This window comes from Stenomitos frigidus ULC18 (assembly GCF_003003795.1).
In the GTDB taxonomy this organism is placed as follows: Bacteria; Cyanobacteriota; Cyanobacteriia; order Leptolyngbyales; family Leptolyngbyaceae; genus Stenomitos; species Stenomitos frigidus_A.
The window spans coordinates 245455-261864 of the sequence record NZ_PVWK01000014.1 but is presented as its reverse complement, the minus strand read 5'-3'; the positions used below and the strand labels follow the sequence as shown (position 1 = coordinate 261864).

Here is a 16410-nt window from a genome sequence, read left to right as displayed (position 1 = left end):
ATGCACGACTGCCTTGAATCCTAAGTCTTCTGTATTCTCCATGCACTCATTGTTAAGTTACGTGTGCGTTCGCCCTGGGGATAACAAGCTAGCGGTGAAACTTTCCATCGTTTCAACCATCCGCTTCAATAGACAGCACCTATTGACACGCTTGAATGACAGCGATTTTCAGTGGGGTGGGCACTGCCCACAATTTTTCAAAAAAGCCTCGGTGCAAGGTCTGTGGGCAGTGCTCACTCTACAATCTTTGGCTTATTTCAGATAAAAACGGCTGTAAAGGCCAAAAAAGGGACGTTTACACGTCCCTTCGAGATCTTTAGCGCTAGAGGCGGGTTTGCATTAACGCTAAACTCTAGCAGCGATCTTGGCTTCCTTCGTCGTCAAGCGTTCGTAGGTTGCCCGCATTTTCAAGCCTGTTAAGACCTGGAATAAGCCCGTGCCATTACTAGAACCCGGATACTCACGGTGATGCAGCAATAGCTCGGTCAACTCGCCGCTATACTTGACCGATGTTTTGCTCAGATGTTGCTCAATGTAGACAACTTCTTCAAGCTTGTCGAACTGCCCATCAACCTCTAGCACTGAAACGCTGTGACCGTAGTAAGCATCCGGCCCGTAATGCATTTTGATGCCAGGGTAGGAGCAGGTGAGCTTGCGACCGCAAGGAATCCAGTCGATCGTCGAACCTTCGTCAAACAAATACGCGGGCTCGAAGCCCTCTACACCGTCGCGCTGAATCATCTGAACGCGCAGCACCTTCCGCTCTTTATCATCTTTGATGAGCTGAGTCGGCAGCACTTGAATGACGACGTCAGCAAATTCTTTTTGTGGATCAATGTAGGCCTTGAAGTCAGGGCGGCGGGAGTTAATGGCTGCCAGCACGTCCTCATAGGTATGTCCTCGTTCAGACATGTCGCGCTGAATTTTCCAGGCGATCTTGACTTCGTCGCTGATGTCAAGATAGACGCTGAAGTCAAGCAGGTTACGCACGCGCTCATCATACAGAGGATGCAAACCTTCAATGACAACGATGTGATTGGGCTCAACCCGTTCTGGCGGGTCGATCATGCCCGTCTCGTGGTTGTAGATGGGCTTGTTAATGATTTCGCCACTTTTCAACGCTTTGATTTGCTCATACATGAGATCAAAGTTGTTGGCTCTTGGATCGAGGGCGGTGATACCGGTCTCTTTGCGCTGCTTCCGATCCAGACTGTGGTAGTCGTCCAGGCAGATTACTGTCACGAAATCTTCCCCAAACAAATCTGTTAGTCGGCGCAGAAAGGTGGATTTACCGCACCCGGAGTCTCCGGCAACGCCGATCAGAACCACGCGGTCTGGCTTACTGGTCATAGGTTTCCTCTAAGCGAAAAGATATCTACTAACTGTGTCTTGAGTTAAGCTGCAACAACGGTGCGTTTACGATCGCGCTCACCCGCATGCGGTCATTCATACTGAAAGCCGTCGATCGCAAACTATAAAGATTCTCACACAACATTATCAGGAAGCAGAGTCACCAGAAAAGTAAAAATAATTCTCTGTCGTGGCAAACTCTGAACCGAATCGAGTAAGTATTTAGTACTACCGCTAACGTAATCTTACCAAAAACGGGATCGTCACCACAAGGCTTAATGGGAATTGATTTTCCTGCTGTGCTTAAGGGGGCGCAGCGATCGTGAAGGGAGCTAAATTGATTGTCTCGTTTCGCTGCCAGTGTTTTGGCTCATGATCTGTGGACTTAAGTCTGTAGACTGAAATAAAAGGAGCGATTCGGGTTGATTCACGTCTTCCTGGTTGGCAAGGGTGCTCACGAGTGATCGAGGATCAAGAGCGATGTACGAATCGAGATTGACTGTGGAGAAGGCTTAGGCGCTTATAAGATGGTCAGTCTCATTCTAGTGCTATCGCTGTGGACGCTACGCTGCTTGCAAACACACCCGGCATAGTTCAAGATACGGCACAATAACAACAAATTAGGTCTGGTTCCGGAGAGATTGAGCAAAATGTACAACTCAAACGCAGTCGGTGGTACTGCTATTACGGCAGCTGGTAGCCGCATTTTTCGCTATGAAGTAGTCGGTTTGCGGCAGGGCAGCGAAACCGCCCGTATGAGCTATCCCATTCGTCAGAGCGGCAGCACCTTTATCAATGTGCCTTACAGCCGCATGAACGAAATCATGCAAAAGATTACGCGATTGGGTGGCAAAATTGTTAGCATTCAGCCGTTGACTGCTGATTCTAAAATGAATGGGAACGTTACCCCAGAACAGAAAGAAACTGGGTTAAAAGTAGAAACTGGAAAGGGTAACCAACCAGGAGCAGAGAAAAAGCCTATGACTCAGGCAAAGGCAAAGGCAGATATTCCCGTGAATATCTATCGCCCTAATGCCCCCTTTGTGGGACGGGTGGTTTCAAACGAACCGCTCGTGAAGGAAGGTGGTATCGGTATTTGTCAGCACGTTAAGTTCGACATCTCCGAAGGAGATTTGCGGTATCTGGAAGGTCAAAGTATTGGGATTATTCCTCCTGGTACAGACAAAAACGGAAAGCCTGAAAAGCTACGGCTTTACTCGATCGCATCTACCCGTCATGGCGATGATGTTGACGACAAGTCCGTCTCTCTGTGCGTTCGTCAGCTTGAATACAAACATCCAGAAACAGGCGAAACGGTCTATGGTGTGTGCTCTACTTACCTGACCGACCTGAAGCCTGGGGACGAAATCAAGATTACGGGACCAACCGGCAAAGAAATGCTGTTGCCTGAAGATCCAGAGGCGAAGGTGATCATGTTGGCTACAGGCACCGGGATTGCACCCTTCCGGGCGTATCTGTGGCGCATGTTTAAGGATAATGAGCGGGCAGCGAATCCTGACTATCAGTTCAAAGGGTTGGCATGGTTAGTCTTTGGTGTGGCAACAACACCCAACGTACTCTACAAAGAGGAACTGGAAGAAATTCAGGCCAAGTATCCTGACAACTTCCGCGTTACCTATGCCATCAGCCGAGAGCAGAAAAATCCCGAAGGCGGCAGAATGTACATCCAACATCGTGTGGCTGAACACGCCGAAGAGATTTACAAGCTGCTGGAGGACGAGAAGACCCACGTCTACATCTGCGGCTTGAAAGGGATGGAAGACGGCATCGACGCGGCCCTCTCGGTTGAAGCAACCAAAGAAGGCAAGGAGTGGAAAACCTACCAGCGTGAGCTGAAGAAAGCCGGTCGCTGGCATGTAGAAACCTACTAAGGAGCGTGGATTAAATAACATCGGTCATCCTCACGGTAAGGGCTTAGCATTCGGCAGGGTTGCCTTTGGCTACGGTAAGCGCTTTTACCCGAATGCTAAGCCCCTACAAAATTGTCGGTTTTATTAAATTCTCATTCCTAACGACTGACTCACTGCAAAGAGCTGCAGGTTTTCTCATTGGAGCAGATGGATCTTGATGAGCCATCTGCTTTTTCCGTTTCTTGAGTGCGCTTGCGTCGATGACCACAAACGATCGATCGCCAACGCAAGTCATCCTCTAGACCGTTTGACAGCCGTGGGTCAGAGCCGCTTTAGCTGCGCTAGAACGCCATTGTGAATGCTTGTCGAAAAGCTGAAATGCTCTTCCTTAAAGGGTTTTAGGAATGCCGACATTGGTTTGAGTCGCGCTTCTGGTAAGTCGCGATCGCATTTGCTATATCAAAATCTGCGCCAAGTGCATTACCTTTTGCGGTGAAATTGGGCTTGTAGGTGAAGGCGAACCTTACTTTACATTCGGTAATATCTACTCGGTTTATGCCCTGTAATTCTGTGGGGTATCGAGCCAGCAAATCTTACGGTGGGTAGGAATAATACGAATGAAAAGCGATTAACAATAATTGAATCTTGATATATTGCTCCATTTGCAAATAGCTGAACTATAATCACGGCACACATTTGAATCAACAATACTAAGGGCTCATGCCATGAACAAGAGTGAATTAGTGGACGCGATCGCAGCAAAGGCATCGATCACCAAGAAAGATGCGGATGCAGTACTGAGTGCGGCGGTAGACGCGATTATCGAAGCGGTCTCTGCTGGCGACAAAGTTACCCTGGTTGGGTTTGGCACGTTTGAAGCTCGCCAACGCCAAGAGCGTGAAGGGCGCAACCCCAGCACAGGTAAGCCGATCAAGATTCCTGCGACGACGGTTCCTGCTTTCTCAGCGGGCAAGTTGTTTAAGGAAAAGGTCGCTCCAGCCAAAGAAGAGAAAGAAGAGAAAGCCACCAAATCAAAAGCCAAAGCGAAAAAGTAACCGCTCAACCGCTTGTTTGGTGTGAACGCCTCTTTGACGATCGCCCCCTGCTAATGGCACGGGGTTTTTGCGTTTCGGGTGAACTGGTGCCTGCTTGCTCAGGCATGCTTAATGCGTTGTCATGTTTACGTCTGGGGCAGGTTGATCGATCGCCATCTTGCTAGCGACAGGCGAGCGTCGTCTGCCCTTTTGAGCTTGTTAAGCCGTTTGGATGCCCCGATTAGGGTTTACCTGCATCCAATCGCTCCAATCGCCTTTTCTAAGACTTGTCACCTGCATTGTCCATGAGGATTGGTGCCGGTAGCTGGTGTTGCAGTGAAGAACCAGTGTGTTTTTCTCTTTTAAGCGCATTAGTCTCTCGATCCGTGATTGAGGCATTGGCACACGCGTTCGCTGTGCTCACTTCATGCCATGCCTTTTCCGAACCGCTTCATCGCCGAGGCTCGATCGTCAACGATCCTTGTGCCAAAGCCATACACCGGATTGCTTCTGTAACATTTGTTACTTAAGATCTGCACGAATAACGGTGTAATGCGGGTGTCATGCAGCGTGTCAGAGAGTGAGCGGTATGTACTTAACTCCCAGAGAAATGGAGCGATTAACCATCTTTACGGCAGCAGAGATTGCGCGTCGCCGTAAAGATAAGGGAATCAAACTCAATGTGCCAGAGGCGATCGCTTACATTACCGATCTACTGATTGAGGGCGCACGGGAAGACAAATCGGTGGCTCAACTCATGTCAGAAGGAGCCACGTTGCTCACTACGGATGATGTCTTGCCGGGTGTCCCTGCACTCATTCCGCTCATTCAGGTCGAAGCGCATTTTGCTGACGGCACGAAATTGGTCAGCGTGCACAATCCCATTCGCAGTCCTGGAGTCTAAGGCCTTGGTAGGGATTAGTTTGTCCTGGAGCAATGGGGAGATTAGCTATCAGCGGTCAGCTATCAGCATTCATAGCTGACCGCTGATAGCTGATAGCTTGCCCAAACGAATGCATTTAATGCTTTAACCAATCTAAAGGTCATGTCATGACGGATTATTCCCAAGCCGTTCCCGGTGAAATATTGTGCGAACCAGGAACGCTAGAAATTAATGCGGGACGAGCTACAGCAACAATTAGCGTCGCGAATTTAGGCGATCGACCCATTCAAGTTGGCTCCCACTACCACTTTTTTGAGGTGAACCGCGCGTTGCAGTTCGATCGCGCGGCGGCGTATGGGTTCCGGTTAGATATTCCAGCAGGAACCGCGGTGCGCTTTGAGCCAGGCGATACCAAAGATGTGGTGCTGGTAGCGATCGGCGGCAATCGTCATGTTCAGGGACTCAACAATTTAGTCAATCAAGCATTGGATGCGCCGGAGGCTAAAGCCACAGCCTTGGAGCGCGTGCGATCGCTCGGTTACAGTACGTCACCAGAACGAGGGGTGTAATGGAAATTAGTCGGGAACGCTACGCCGAACTGTTTGGCCCCACAACGGGCGATCGTATCCGGTTGGGGGATACTTCTTTAATCGCAGAAGTGGAACGCGATACGACCGTCTACGGCGATGAATGCGTCTTTGGCGGCGGCAAAACCTTGCGGGATAGCTTGGGCTTGGCCTCGGGCGTTACTGCTGCCGAGGGTGCGTTGGATCTGGTGATCACAAATGTCCTGTTGATGGATCCGGTACAGGGTATTGTCAAAACCGATATCGGCATCAAAGATGGCAAAATCGTCGGTATTGGGAAAGCTGGAAACCCCGGCATTATGGACGGTGTGCAGCCCAATCTGGTGATTAGCGCCAATACGGATGTGCGATCGGCGGAAGGGTTAATTGCCACTCCTGGGGGCATTGATTGCCATGTGCATTTTGATAGTGCGGGGCTGTGTGCTGAAGCACTATCCAGCGGCATCACTACGATGATCGGCGGCGGCTTAGGACCAGTCACCGTTGGCATTTGTTCCGGTGGCGCTCATAACATGAGCTTAATGTTCCAGGCATCGGAAGGGTTCGCCGTCAACTTTGGCTTTTTGGGCAAAGGCAGTTCCAGTTTGCCTGCCAGTTTAGTGGAACAGGTGATCGGTGGCGCGATCGGCTTAAAAATTCATGAAGATTGGGGCGCGATGCCTGCCCTGATTGATACCTGCCTTTCGGTGGCGGACGAGTATGACTTTCAGGTGCAAATCCATACCGACACGTTGAATGAGTCGGGCTATGTGGAAGACACGCTGGCGGCCATTCGGGGTCGCACCATTCACATGTATCACACGGAAGGTGCAGGGGGTGGACATGCCCCCGATATCATCAAAGTCGCCTCGTACTCGCACTGCTTGCCGTCCTCTACGAATCCGACGAATCCCTATACGGTCAATACCTTTGACGAACACTTAGACATGGTGATGGTGTGCCATCACCTCAACCCAAGGGTGCCAGAGGATGTAGCGTTTGCAGAATCGCGCATTCGGGCGGAAACGATCGCGGCAGAAGACATCCTGCACGATATGGGAGCCATCAGTATGATGGGATCTGACAGTCAGGGGATGGGTCGCATTGGGGAAGTTATTTGTCGCACCTGGCAGCTCGCCTCCAAGATGAAAGACCAGCGGGGCGTACTGCCGGAAGATACCGCTCGTAACGATAATCAGCGGATTTTGCGGTATCTGGCGAAGTACACGATTAATCCCGCGATCACCTGCGGGATTGATGCTCACGTAGGCTCGATCGAGACTGGCAAGGTGGCCGATATTGTGCTGTGGCAACCCGGCTTCTTTGGGGTGAAACCAGAGTTAATCATCAAAGGTGGCTTTATTGCCTGGTCGCCTATGGGTGAATCCAACGCCTCGCTGATGACCTGTGAGCCGATTCTGTACCGCCCTCAGTGGGGCAGTTTTGGCAGCGCTAGCCAGTCAACCTCGTTTTGCTTCGTCACTCAGGCTGCATTGGAGGCTGGTTTGCCAGACAAGCTGAAACTGCGAAAGCAACTGTTGCCTGTAAAAGGGACGCGATCGCTGAGCAAAGCCGATATGCTTCACAACAATGCTTGCCCCGACATTGAAGTAGACCCCGATACCTTCCAGGTCCGGGTGAATGGCGAGATTGCGACTTGTGATCCAGTGGCGCAAGTGCCTCTGGGTCGGCTTTACATCTTTAGATAAGTAGAGATAAGTAGAGGCCCCTCCTTAAACTGACAAGCTCTCAAAGCGGTCAGCGGTCAGCAGTCAGCAGTCAGCAGTCAGCAGTCAGCGGTCAGCGGTCAGTCCATCAGGCATGTTCAGTTTAATGATATCCGTTTACTTAGCCCAACTATTTGTTCTTACTGAGAGCAATTCAGGATGCAAAAATCAGTGGCTCGCTTAGGCATCGGTGGTCCAGTTGGGAGCGGCAAGACAGCACTGTTGGAATGTCTGGTACCGCTGTTGCAGCAACAAGGCGTTGAAGTTGCCGTTGTCACCAATGATTTGCTGACGCATGAAGATGCCGATCGCCTCAAGCGGAAAGGCTTTCTACCTACCGAACGGATTATCGGTGTACAAACGGGCAGTTGTCCCCACACGGCGATCCGTGAAGATCCCACGATGAACCTGCTGGCGATTCGTGACCTGGAACGGTCGTTTCCACAGCTTGATCTAATCTTTGTCGAAAGCGGTGGCGACAACTTGGCATCAACGTTTAGCTACGACCTGATTGATGCGTATCTGTTTGTCATTGATGTCGGTGCGGGCGATGATATTCCTCGTAAAAATGGGCCTGGCTTTATGCAGGCAGACTTGGCTGTCATTAATAAAATCGACATTGCCCCCTATGTAGGAGCCGATTTAGCGGTCATTCGCAAAGAAGCTGGGGAACGACGCGGCAGCAAACCGATCGCCTATACCAACTGTAAAACGGGCGAAGGTCTGGATCACGTGATGCAGTTTATTCTCGAAACCGTTTTGTTTCGGAGTACTCCTTACGAGCCTACATTTTTAGAGACGCAAGCTATCAGCCATCAGCCATCAGCCCTTAGCGCTCAACGTTTTGCTGACCGCTAACCGCTAAAAGCCCTATCACTATTTTCTTTACAACTCCTGAAGTATGTTTGCTGTCAAGGTTCCATCAATGGCTGTGTTAAACGGTACGGCACAGCAACCGCAGCTTGATTTGCACATTGGGCGTGATCGCGCCGGTCAATCATTCGTGCGTCGCCAATATGCTACCTATCCCTTTCGGCTATCGCGCGCGTTGCGGCTTGACCCGATGGATACCAGCCGCACCTACCTTTACATGATGAACTCGTCACCGGGACTGCTGGCTGACGATGTGCTAGAGCTTCGAGTGCGGTTAGACGACCAGACAAGCCTTTATCTCACCGATCAGTCCGCGACGAAAGTCCATACCATGCCTGCCGATCGGGTGGGTCGCCTCAGCTATAACCTTCACATTGGAGCAGGAGCCACGTTAGAGTTTGTGCCAGAACCCTTGCTGCTCTACCGGGATGCCAACCTGGAGCAAACGGTGACTGTCACGCTTGATCCAACCGGGCGGTTGTTTCTCGGCGAGATCATTGTGCCAGGACGACTGGCGCGAGGGGAATGCTATCAGTTTCGCCACTGTTTAAGTCGCTTACAAGTCAGCACACCCGATGGATCGTTAGTGTTTGCCGATGCCATGCAACTGTCAGGACACGGCGATCGCGTTACTGTCCATCCTCTCTTCGCACCTTTGCCTATTCTTGCCAGCGTGATCATCGTGCTTCCTGGTATCGACTTACAGCCGTTGCAGCAAACTCTGGCCGCTTTCGCAAAAACGATCCCGAAGCTAATGCTTGCCAGTTCTCGTTTACCAAACTGCAATGGCTTGTTGGTGCGGGCAATGGCAGAGAATGTTTCCACCGTAAAATTAGCCGTTCATTGTGCCTTGAACAGTATGCGTCGTGTGAGCGACCAACCGCCCCTACCAGAGATTCCCAAATGACCATTCTGGCATCAACCTATCGTGGCAATGTGGGTGAGGATACCCATCTCGCTGCCCATGTCAAACAGGCTCAACAAACGGGAGCCTTGCTGGAGGTGCAGCTTCAGGAAAGCGATCGCGCGAAAGGTCGTATCCATGCCCATGCCACAACCGGAGACGCGATCGGCATCATTAAAGGGCGCGATCGGGTGCTCAGCGATGGCGATGTGTTTGAAACCGACCACGGACAATGGGTGCTGGTGCATCTTGCGGCTCAAACCGTCATGGTCTTGAGTTTTGCTGGCGATGCAAACGGGCAGGCAATCAAACTCATCCATCTAGGACATGCGCTGGGTAATCATCATTGGCCGATTCTCGTGCAGCCCGATCGCATTTACGTTGAGCTTGCAGCAGACCCGTTGGTGATGGAAGCAACTGTTCAAGGTTTTGCGATTTTGGGCTTACAGATTGGCTACGAGACTAAGGCTACCGACAACTTGCTTACCTTTTCTGCTCATTCTCACCATTAAACGACCGTCTACCGGCTTAGCCTTTGGGCAATGAGTGACTATCAAGACAGGCTTTACCGCCCAATGCTAAGCCCCTACAGGTTGCCAATCTTTCTTTCAATATTCCTTTATAGGCCCTGATTGCCCTCAACCGTATGCTCGATCGTCGTCTCGCGCTCATGCAATTGTCTGATTCCTTCTTTCCGTCAGGGTCGTTTACGCTCTCGCATGGGTTAGAGGCTCTAGTGCAAACCCGGCAGGTTGCTTCCGCCCAGGATGTGGAAGACTTTATTCACTTACTGCTGCACAACAAAGTGGGCTGTTCTGATCTGGTGGCATTGATTCATGCCTACCGTGCCAGTTCGGTTAACAGCTTGCCAGAAATCTACCGAGCAGACAAGCGCCTGTTTGCCCAAACCTTGCTACAAGAAACGCGGGAGGCTCAGTGCAAGACCGGGCAGGCATTATTGATGGTGGCGCGATCGACTTGGGCAGACCCACAATTAGATGCGTTGCAAGACGCGATCGAAACCAACCAAACACCCGGACTACATCCCATCGTTTTTGCGGTGGTGGGTCGAACCGTTGGCTTGAGCGAAAGTGATACTGTTCTCGCGTTTCTCCACAATTTCATCACCAGTTTAGTGGGGGCTGCGATCCGGTTAGGCGTCTTAGGACATTTAAAGGCACAGCAGATGATCAGCCGCATGGCTTCAACCATCATCACGATCGCTGATCAGGCTCAGTTGGTGGCTTTAGACGCGATGTGGTCGTGTACGCCTGCGATCGATCTCGCTCAGATGTCACACAAGCAGCTTGCCTATAAACAATTTGTTAACTAGCCAGGGCTGACGCAGAAACTAGGCCTAGCAGTTAGAGCTACTTGAGCCGACCCGATCGCAGAATACTTACAATCAGCCAAAGCCCTAGAAAACTGGCGGAAAAGAACAGGACACTGCTGACCCAGAATAATCGCCCGGTACGATCGTTTGCCAAAATCGTCGCTGCACCCATAATCAATGCACCGACGACAATACTGAACGAAAGACGATTGGCAGAGTCATCCACACTGCGACGCAGGGGATCGAGATCGCGCAGATTCAGATTCCACTGGAGGGTTTCGGAGGTAACGCGATCGAGCAACAGTTCCAGTTGGCGTGGCGATTGCAGGGAAAGGGTTTTGATATCCAGGGCTGTACGCAAGAGTGCCTGGAGTGGCGCTTCGCCCACCAGTTGTCGCCGAAATAGGTCAGTCATCAGGGGTTTAATCTGGTCAGACAGGTTAAATTCGGGGTCTAGCTTACGGGCAACGCTTTCCAGGTTTGCCAGAGTTTTGGCGTAAAGTCCCATGTTGCCGGGGACGCGCAGATGATTTGCCCGCGCTCGCTGGAGAATTTCGTAAAATAACTGGCTGAAGTTGACCTGTGCCAGATTGAGGTTGAAGTACCGTCGCAAGAGGCGATCGTAATCGCTTTCAAGCTGTGCCAAATTGACAGGCTGTACCGATTCTGCCAGTTGCAGAGTGAGTTGGGTGCACCGTTGGGCATCCAGGTTGACGATCGCCAGCAGCATTTCGGTTAAAACTTGCTGTGTGCGGGGATCGAGGCGACCCACCATGCCGCAGTCCAGCAGCGCGACGCGACCGTCCCTTAAGTAAAAGAGGTTGCCGGGATGCGGATCGGCGTGAAAGAAGCCGTCGATGTAGATCTGTTGAAAGAATGCCTGCACCAGTAACGTGACGATCGCCTTACTTTCAGCCGTGGCATCGCCGCCATGCCCCACGCCAGTGAAGTTCCCTTGCAGCAGCGGTACACCGTCTAGCCATTCCATGACCAGCAGCTTCTCGGTCGTCAGTGCCCAATAAATTTCGGGCACAACCAACTGCTTGGGATCAAACCAACGGCTGCTAGAAAGGTTGCTGCGCAGCTGATCAGTATGTGTCGCTTCCAGCATGAAGTCTAATTCGCCGATGAGCGCGGTGGCAAATTCTTCTGCCAGGGCTTTGAGGTCGTAGTACTTGCCAAAGTTGGTGCGCGAAACCAAATCCGCCAGCGTGCGAACGAGTGCAATGTCCTGATCGACGATCGCCTCAATGCCGGGACGCTGAATTTTGAGTGCCACTTCCCGTCCGTCTGCCAGGGTTGCCCGATGGGTTTGGGCGATCGAGCCAGCCGCAACAGGCTGATGATTAATGGTCGTAAACGCCTCTTCGAGCGGACGACGCAACTGCTGCCGAATCACCACTTCAACTTCTTGCCACGCTACAGCAGGCACTTCCGCCTGGAGTGCGGTTAGTTCCGTGATGTATTCTGGCGGCAGCAAATCGGGACGAGTGCTGAGCAATTGCCCTAACTTGACGTAGACGGGACCGAGCTCAACCAGAATGTTGCGGAGGATAGCAGGCGGCGGCAGTTGCGGTTCTTCAGCTTTGGTGCCTGTGAGCAACCGTCGCATGTAGCCCCAACCGTTGCGGAGGACGACTTCAGCAATTTCGCGCTGACGGGCGCTGGATTGGGCAAGGCGAGAAAACATGCAGTTGTTGGTGGTTGGTTGTTAGAGGTTAGTCGGAAGGCTTGCTTGAAGACTCTCATAACTAACCCCTAAAACCTAACAACTAAAGCAGATCTTTGAACTGCGGATCGGCTTGAATTTCCTTCAAGACCTGTTTGATTTCTTGAGTCCGATCTTTTTTGACGATGAGCGTGACGTTGCCATCGCGCACAATCACCGTATCTTCCAGCCCAATGGTGACAATGAGATCATCCTGATCTGTGGCGTAGAAGAGTGCGCCATGAGTGTCTAGACCAATGTGTCTGGCGAGTTCAACATTGGCGCTTTCGCCTTTGAGCAGACGTTCGATCGCGTTCCAGTCGCCCAGATCATCCCAACCGAAGGCAACAGGTAAGACGTATGCCTGCTGAGTTTTCTCCATCAGAGCATAGTCGATACTCTTTTTGGGCAGGGTGGGATAGGCTTCAACCCCTTGCTCTTCTAGAGGCCCCATGATTTCCGGTGCATAAACCAGCAATTCATCCAGCGCCACGCCAGCACGGAAGACGAACATGCCGCTGTTCCAGCTAAAGGTGCCAGTGGCTAGGAATTGTTCAGCGGTGTCACGATCGGGCTTTTCGGTAAAACGGGTGACGCGATAAGCCGGAAAGCCTTCCTGCTCAGCATTCGTGCCATACGTGCCAATGGCCTCACCTGCCTGAATGTAGCCGTAGCCAGTAGACGCAAAGGTGGGCGCAATGCCGAGGGTGACGATCGCGTCTTCTTTCGTGGCAAGTTCAGCAGCAGCCTGCAGCGTTGACTGGAATGCGGCTTCATCAGCAATCCAGTGATCGGCGGGGAAGAAACCAACCACCGTGTCTTTGCCATAGCGTTCAGCGATCCTCAAGGTGCTCCAGGTGACTGCTGGCGCGGTATCGCGACCTTCGGGTTCGATCAAAAGATTCTCTTCGGGCAGTTCAGGCAGTTGTTCTCTCACACCGTCGGCGAGGTGCGATGCTGTGACGACATAGATGGACGCCCAACCGCCTGCGATCGCCAGCAATCGTTCTGCGGTTGCTTGTAACAGGCTACGACCGCTGCCATCCAGGCTCAGGAATTGCTTGGGGCGATTTCTGCGGCTGAGTGGCCAAAACCGCTCACCTTTTCCACCCGCGAGAATGACAGTCACTAAAGATTGATTGGGCATCGTTAGCATGGACTCCGTTGAGATTGGCTGAAGGCATGAGTTTTAGTGAGCGTTAAGACGCTGGCCAAAAACTATAAACGCAGGATGAGATTCTCTACTGTGACGATTGATCGTCCGAGATGTGCCGTCCAGGCTTGCTCGCTTCTAGTCGATCGTAGGTGAATGCCTACACGATCTCGATCGGTTTCTTTTTTACTTCACCAAACCTTTTCACTCTGGTGAGGCAAACCGAGAGATTGTAAAGAGCAGCGCTGTGATCCGGATATCGCGTACTGTTCAAAGGCGGTTGAAAATCGGCTTTAGATTTAATGTGAATCCTGATAGCACATCCTCACCTGAAAGCGTTTCTGGGTCTTGCAGAATTTCTACAACCTGTCCTGGACGATAAATTTCCACCTGTTGTTTTTTGGGATCGATGAGCCAACCGAGTCGCGCACCATTTTCGATATACTCCTGCATTTTTGCCTGGAGGGTCTGCAGGGAATCGCTTTCGGAGCGCAATTCGATGACGAAATCAGGACATAGGGGCGGGAATTTACGCTTTTGCTCAGGTGTAAGTGTATCCCAACGTTCTCGGCTCACCCAAGCAGCATCGGGCGATCGGTCTGCCCCGTTCGGCAATTTAAAGCCAGTAGAAGAATCGAAGGCAATTCCTCGATCGTCTGTATCAATCCAGTTGAATACTTGTTGATTTACTCTACCGCTGCGTGAGCCACCTTCGCCGCCGACAGGAGCCATGATGAGAAGTTCTCCGTTTGCTGTGCGCTCAATGCGCAAATCTCGATTGTGCTGGCAGAGATCATAGAACTGATCATCGGTCAGTTCCAAAGTGGGACTTAAGTTGAGGGTGAGAGCAGTCATTGCGTTGACCAGTGAAGGATTAAGACTCCATTTCCGATAATTCTAACCAGCGATCGGTCGCAGCGTCGATCGCGCTATTTAACTCCGCCAATCGTGCAGAAAGCGCTTGCACTTCGCTGAAGCCTGATGGTGGATTTTTGTACAACGTTTTCTCGATCTGCTCTTTTTCAGCTTCCATTGCGGGAATTTGAGTTTCCAACTGCTCGAATTCGCGCTTTTCTTTGTAGGAAAGCTTGCGAGAGTTTTGAGTTTTGAGTTTTGTATAGCCTTCGGCATTCAAGAAACGCGAAGCGTCTCCTACGGAGATATTTTGAGTTGGGGATAAGGGTATAGGGAGTGGGGAGTGGGGAGTGGGGAGTGAAGAAGAGTTTTGAGTGGGTTCTGCTTTCTGCTTTCTGCCGCTGACCGCTGACTGCTGACCGCTGACTGCTGACCGCTGACTGCTGACCGCTGCAGCCTCTTCTGCTCGCTTGTAGTCGAGGTACACCGAATAATTTCCCGGATATTGGCGCAGAGTGCCGTCCGGCTCGAAGGCAAAGATGGTATCGACGACGCGATCGAGGAAGTAGCGATCGTGGGAAACGACAATGACGCAGCCGTTGAAATCTTCCAGGTAATCTTCCAGGACAGCGAGGGTTTGCACGTCCAGGTCGTTGGTGGGCTCGTCCAAAATGAGGATGTTGGGCGCGCTCATGAGGACACGTAGCAGGAAGAGCCGTCGCCGTTCGCCACCGGAGAGTTTGTTGATCGGCGCATACTGCTGGTTGCCAGGAAACAGAAAGCGCTCCAGCATTTGGGAGGCGGTAATGACCGTGCCATCGGCGATTTTCACCAGTTCGGCCACATCTTTGAGGTAATCGATGACGCGTTGTTCCGGGTTGAGTGTGAGGTCGTCGGAATGCTGGTCGAAGTAGCCGATGTGGATGGTAGTGCCGATTTCGACGGTGCCGGAGTCGGGCTGAAGGCGTCCCGTAATCATGTCCATCAGGGTGGATTTGCCGACCCCGTTGCCACCGATGATCCCGACGCGATCTTCGGGGCTGAATTCGTAGGTGAAGCCGTTGATCAAGGTGCGATCGCCATACCCCTTTGTGACAGCCACCAGTTCGATAACCTTCTTACCGATGCGACGTCCAGCCGTAGCAATATCAACTTTGCCGTGACCTTGCTTAAACTCAGTTGCTTGTAGAGCGTGGACGCGATCGATCCGTGCCTTTTGTTTCGTACTGCGTGCTTTGGGCCCCCGTTTGAGCCATTCCAGTTCGCGGCGCAGCAGTCCCTGATGCTTACGCTCGGTGCTGGCGGCGGAATCTTCTGCCAGTGCTTTTTTCTCTAAATAGTAGGAATAGTTGCCGCTGTAGGTGAAGAGATCGCCCCGATCGATCTCCAGGATGCGATTGGTGACGCGATCGAGAAAGTAGCGATCGTGGGTAATGAGGAGTAGTGCGCCCCGAAAGCGGTTGAGATAGCTTTGCAGCCATTCGACCGAGAGTGCATCCAGGTGGTTCGTGGGCTCATCCATTAGCAGCACATCGGGTTCGGACAGCAATGCGGCTGCCAGCGCAATCCGTTTGCGATAGCCACCCGAAAGATCGCCAATTTTGGCCTCAAAATCGTCGATACCGAGTTTCGTCAGAATAATTTTGGCATTGGTTTCCAGATCCCAGGCTCCGGTTGCATCTAGCTGGTGAGTCAGGCTGGAAAGCTTTGCCATTAACTGGTCTTGATCGCCGTGCCCGTGCGCTAGTTTATCAGAAATTTCTTCAAACTCCCGTACCAGAGCCATTTGATCGCCACTGTCAGCAAACACTTGTTCCAGTACGGTGCGATCGTCGTCTAGCTCTGGTTGTTGTGGCAGATAGACGATGCGAACGCTGGGATTGACCAACATTTCGCCACTGTCGATCGACTCTAACCCTGCAATCATTTTCAGCAGCGTTGATTTACCCGATCCATTGGTGCCAATCAACCCCACCTTGTCACCATCATCCAGGCTAAAGCTGGCATCATGCAGGATTTCTTTGATGCCAAAGTCTTTGTGGAGCGATCGCAGCGTAAAGATACTCATTGATCAATTAAAAATTACGAATGAAAAGTGGAGGAGTCAGCGGTCAGGAGTCGGTGGTCAGGCTGTGACGCAAGCTGTGTCATTG

General features: G+C 51.7%; 15 protein-coding genes. 10 read left to right on the top strand and 5 right to left on the bottom strand.

Annotated elements, in window-relative coordinates:
- On the top strand, positions 1-265 hold a 265-nt coding region (locus tag C7B82_RS32955), incomplete at its 5' end, for a hypothetical protein (RefSeq protein ID WP_219903948.1).
- Between the two features lie 80 nt (positions 266-345).
- Here C7B82_RS32955 and C7B82_RS03140 read toward each other — a convergent pair.
- The gene (locus C7B82_RS03140; protein ID WP_106254837.1) at positions 346-1350 is read right to left on the bottom strand and encodes a phosphoribulokinase; all 1005 of its coding nucleotides are present in this window, start codon (positions 1348-1350) and stop codon (positions 346-348) included.
- Positions 1351-2000: 650 nt separating this feature from the next.
- Between C7B82_RS03140 and petH the strand changes: the two genes are divergently transcribed.
- The 9 genes from petH (at position 2001) to C7B82_RS03095 (ending at position 10541) form a co-directional block, all read left to right on the top strand.
- Positions 2001-3242, top strand: coding sequence for a bifunctional rod-capping linker CpcD/ferredoxin--NADP reductase PetH (gene petH, locus C7B82_RS03135; protein ID WP_106254836.1), 1242 nt, complete (start codon positions 2001-2003; stop codon positions 3240-3242).
- A 686-nt stretch (positions 3243-3928) separates the two neighbouring features.
- Entirely contained in the window at positions 3929-4276 is a 348-nt protein-coding gene (locus tag C7B82_RS03130; RefSeq protein WP_281258915.1) for an HU family DNA-binding protein, read from the top strand.
- A gap of 568 nt (positions 4277-4844) precedes the next feature.
- Entirely contained in the window at positions 4845-5159 is a 315-nt protein-coding gene (locus C7B82_RS03125; RefSeq protein WP_106254834.1) for an urease subunit gamma, read from the top strand.
- Positions 5160-5305: 146 nt separating this feature from the next.
- Complete coding sequence (locus tag C7B82_RS03120; RefSeq protein ID WP_106254833.1) at positions 5306-5707, top strand: urease subunit beta; 402 nt, start codon at positions 5306-5308, stop codon at positions 5705-5707.
- The gene (gene ureC / locus C7B82_RS03115) at positions 5707-7413 is read left to right on the top strand and encodes an urease subunit alpha (protein ID WP_106254832.1); all 1707 of its coding nucleotides are present in this window, start codon (positions 5707-5709) and stop codon (positions 7411-7413) included. The genes C7B82_RS03120 and ureC overlap by 1 nt, the downstream gene beginning before the upstream one ends.
- 177 nt (positions 7414-7590) lie before the next feature.
- Entirely contained in the window at positions 7591-8289 is a 699-nt protein-coding gene (ureG, locus tag C7B82_RS03110; RefSeq protein WP_106254831.1) for an urease accessory protein UreG, read from the top strand.
- A gap of 67 nt (positions 8290-8356) precedes the next feature.
- Positions 8357-9211: an urease accessory protein UreD gene (locus C7B82_RS03105; protein WP_181357325.1), complete on the top strand. Its 855-nt coding sequence runs from the start codon at positions 8357-8359 to the stop codon at positions 9209-9211.
- Positions 9208-9720 carry an urease accessory protein UreE gene (locus C7B82_RS03100; RefSeq protein WP_106254829.1) on the top strand — a complete coding sequence of 171 codons (513 nt, stop codon included), beginning with the start codon at positions 9208-9210 and terminating at the stop codon, positions 9718-9720. The genes C7B82_RS03105 and C7B82_RS03100 overlap by 4 nt, the downstream gene beginning before the upstream one ends.
- A gap of 134 nt (positions 9721-9854) precedes the next feature.
- Positions 9855-10541, top strand: a complete 687-nt coding sequence (locus C7B82_RS03095; RefSeq protein WP_106254828.1) for an urease accessory protein UreF — start codon at positions 9855-9857, stop codon at positions 10539-10541.
- 37 nt (positions 10542-10578) lie between these two features.
- Here C7B82_RS03095 and C7B82_RS03090 read toward each other — a convergent pair whose 3' ends face one another.
- The 4 genes from C7B82_RS03090 to C7B82_RS03075 all read right to left on the bottom strand — a co-directional run bounded on the left by C7B82_RS03090 (position 10579) and on the right by C7B82_RS03075 (position 16325).
- Positions 10579-12231: an ABC1 kinase family protein gene (locus tag C7B82_RS03090; protein WP_106254827.1), complete on the bottom strand. Its 1653-nt coding sequence runs from the start codon at positions 12229-12231 to the stop codon at positions 10579-10581.
- Positions 12232-12313: 82 nt separating this feature from the next.
- Positions 12314-13396, bottom strand: coding sequence for a mannose-1-phosphate guanylyltransferase (locus C7B82_RS03085; protein WP_106254860.1), 1083 nt, complete (start codon positions 13394-13396; stop codon positions 12314-12316).
- A gap of 276 nt (positions 13397-13672) precedes the next feature.
- A complete protein-coding gene (locus tag C7B82_RS03080; protein WP_106254826.1) occupies positions 13673-14257 on the bottom strand; it encodes a Uma2 family endonuclease in 585 nt (194 codons plus the stop codon).
- Positions 14258-14276: 19 nt separating this feature from the next.
- Positions 14277-16325: an ABC-F family ATP-binding cassette domain-containing protein gene (locus C7B82_RS03075; protein WP_106254825.1), complete on the bottom strand. Its 2049-nt coding sequence runs from the start codon at positions 16323-16325 to the stop codon at positions 14277-14279.
- Positions 16326-16410 lie beyond the last annotated feature (85 nt).

Coding starts and splice junctions, on each gene's coding strand:
- C7B82_RS03140 (WP_106254837.1), bottom strand. CDS start 1,350: ATGACCAGTAAGCCAGACCGCGTGGTTCTGATCGGCGTTGCCGGAGAC.
- petH (WP_106254836.1), top strand. CDS start 2,001: ATGTACAACTCAAACGCAGTCGGTGGTACTGCTATTACGGCAGCTGGT.
- C7B82_RS03125 (WP_106254834.1), top strand. CDS start 4,845: ATGTACTTAACTCCCAGAGAAATGGAGCGATTAACCATCTTTACGGCA.
- C7B82_RS03120 (WP_106254833.1), top strand. CDS start 5,306: ATGACGGATTATTCCCAAGCCGTTCCCGGTGAAATATTGTGCGAACCA.
- ureC (WP_106254832.1), top strand. CDS start 5,707: ATGGAAATTAGTCGGGAACGCTACGCCGAACTGTTTGGCCCCACAACG.
- ureG (WP_106254831.1), top strand. CDS start 7,591: ATGCAAAAATCAGTGGCTCGCTTAGGCATCGGTGGTCCAGTTGGGAGC.
- C7B82_RS03105 (WP_181357325.1), top strand. CDS start 8,357: ATGGCTGTGTTAAACGGTACGGCACAGCAACCGCAGCTTGATTTGCAC.
- C7B82_RS03100 (WP_106254829.1), top strand. CDS start 9,208: ATGACCATTCTGGCATCAACCTATCGTGGCAATGTGGGTGAGGATACC.
- C7B82_RS03095 (WP_106254828.1), top strand. CDS start 9,855: ATGCTCGATCGTCGTCTCGCGCTCATGCAATTGTCTGATTCCTTCTTT.
- C7B82_RS03090 (WP_106254827.1), bottom strand. CDS start 12,231: ATGTTTTCTCGCCTTGCCCAATCCAGCGCCCGTCAGCGCGAAATTGCT.
- C7B82_RS03085 (WP_106254860.1), bottom strand. CDS start 13,396: ATGCCCAATCAATCTTTAGTGACTGTCATTCTCGCGGGTGGAAAAGGT.
- C7B82_RS03080 (WP_106254826.1), bottom strand. CDS start 14,257: ATGACTGCTCTCACCCTCAACTTAAGTCCCACTTTGGAACTGACCGAT.
- C7B82_RS03075 (WP_106254825.1), bottom strand. CDS start 16,325: ATGAGTATCTTTACGCTGCGATCGCTCCACAAAGACTTTGGCATCAAA.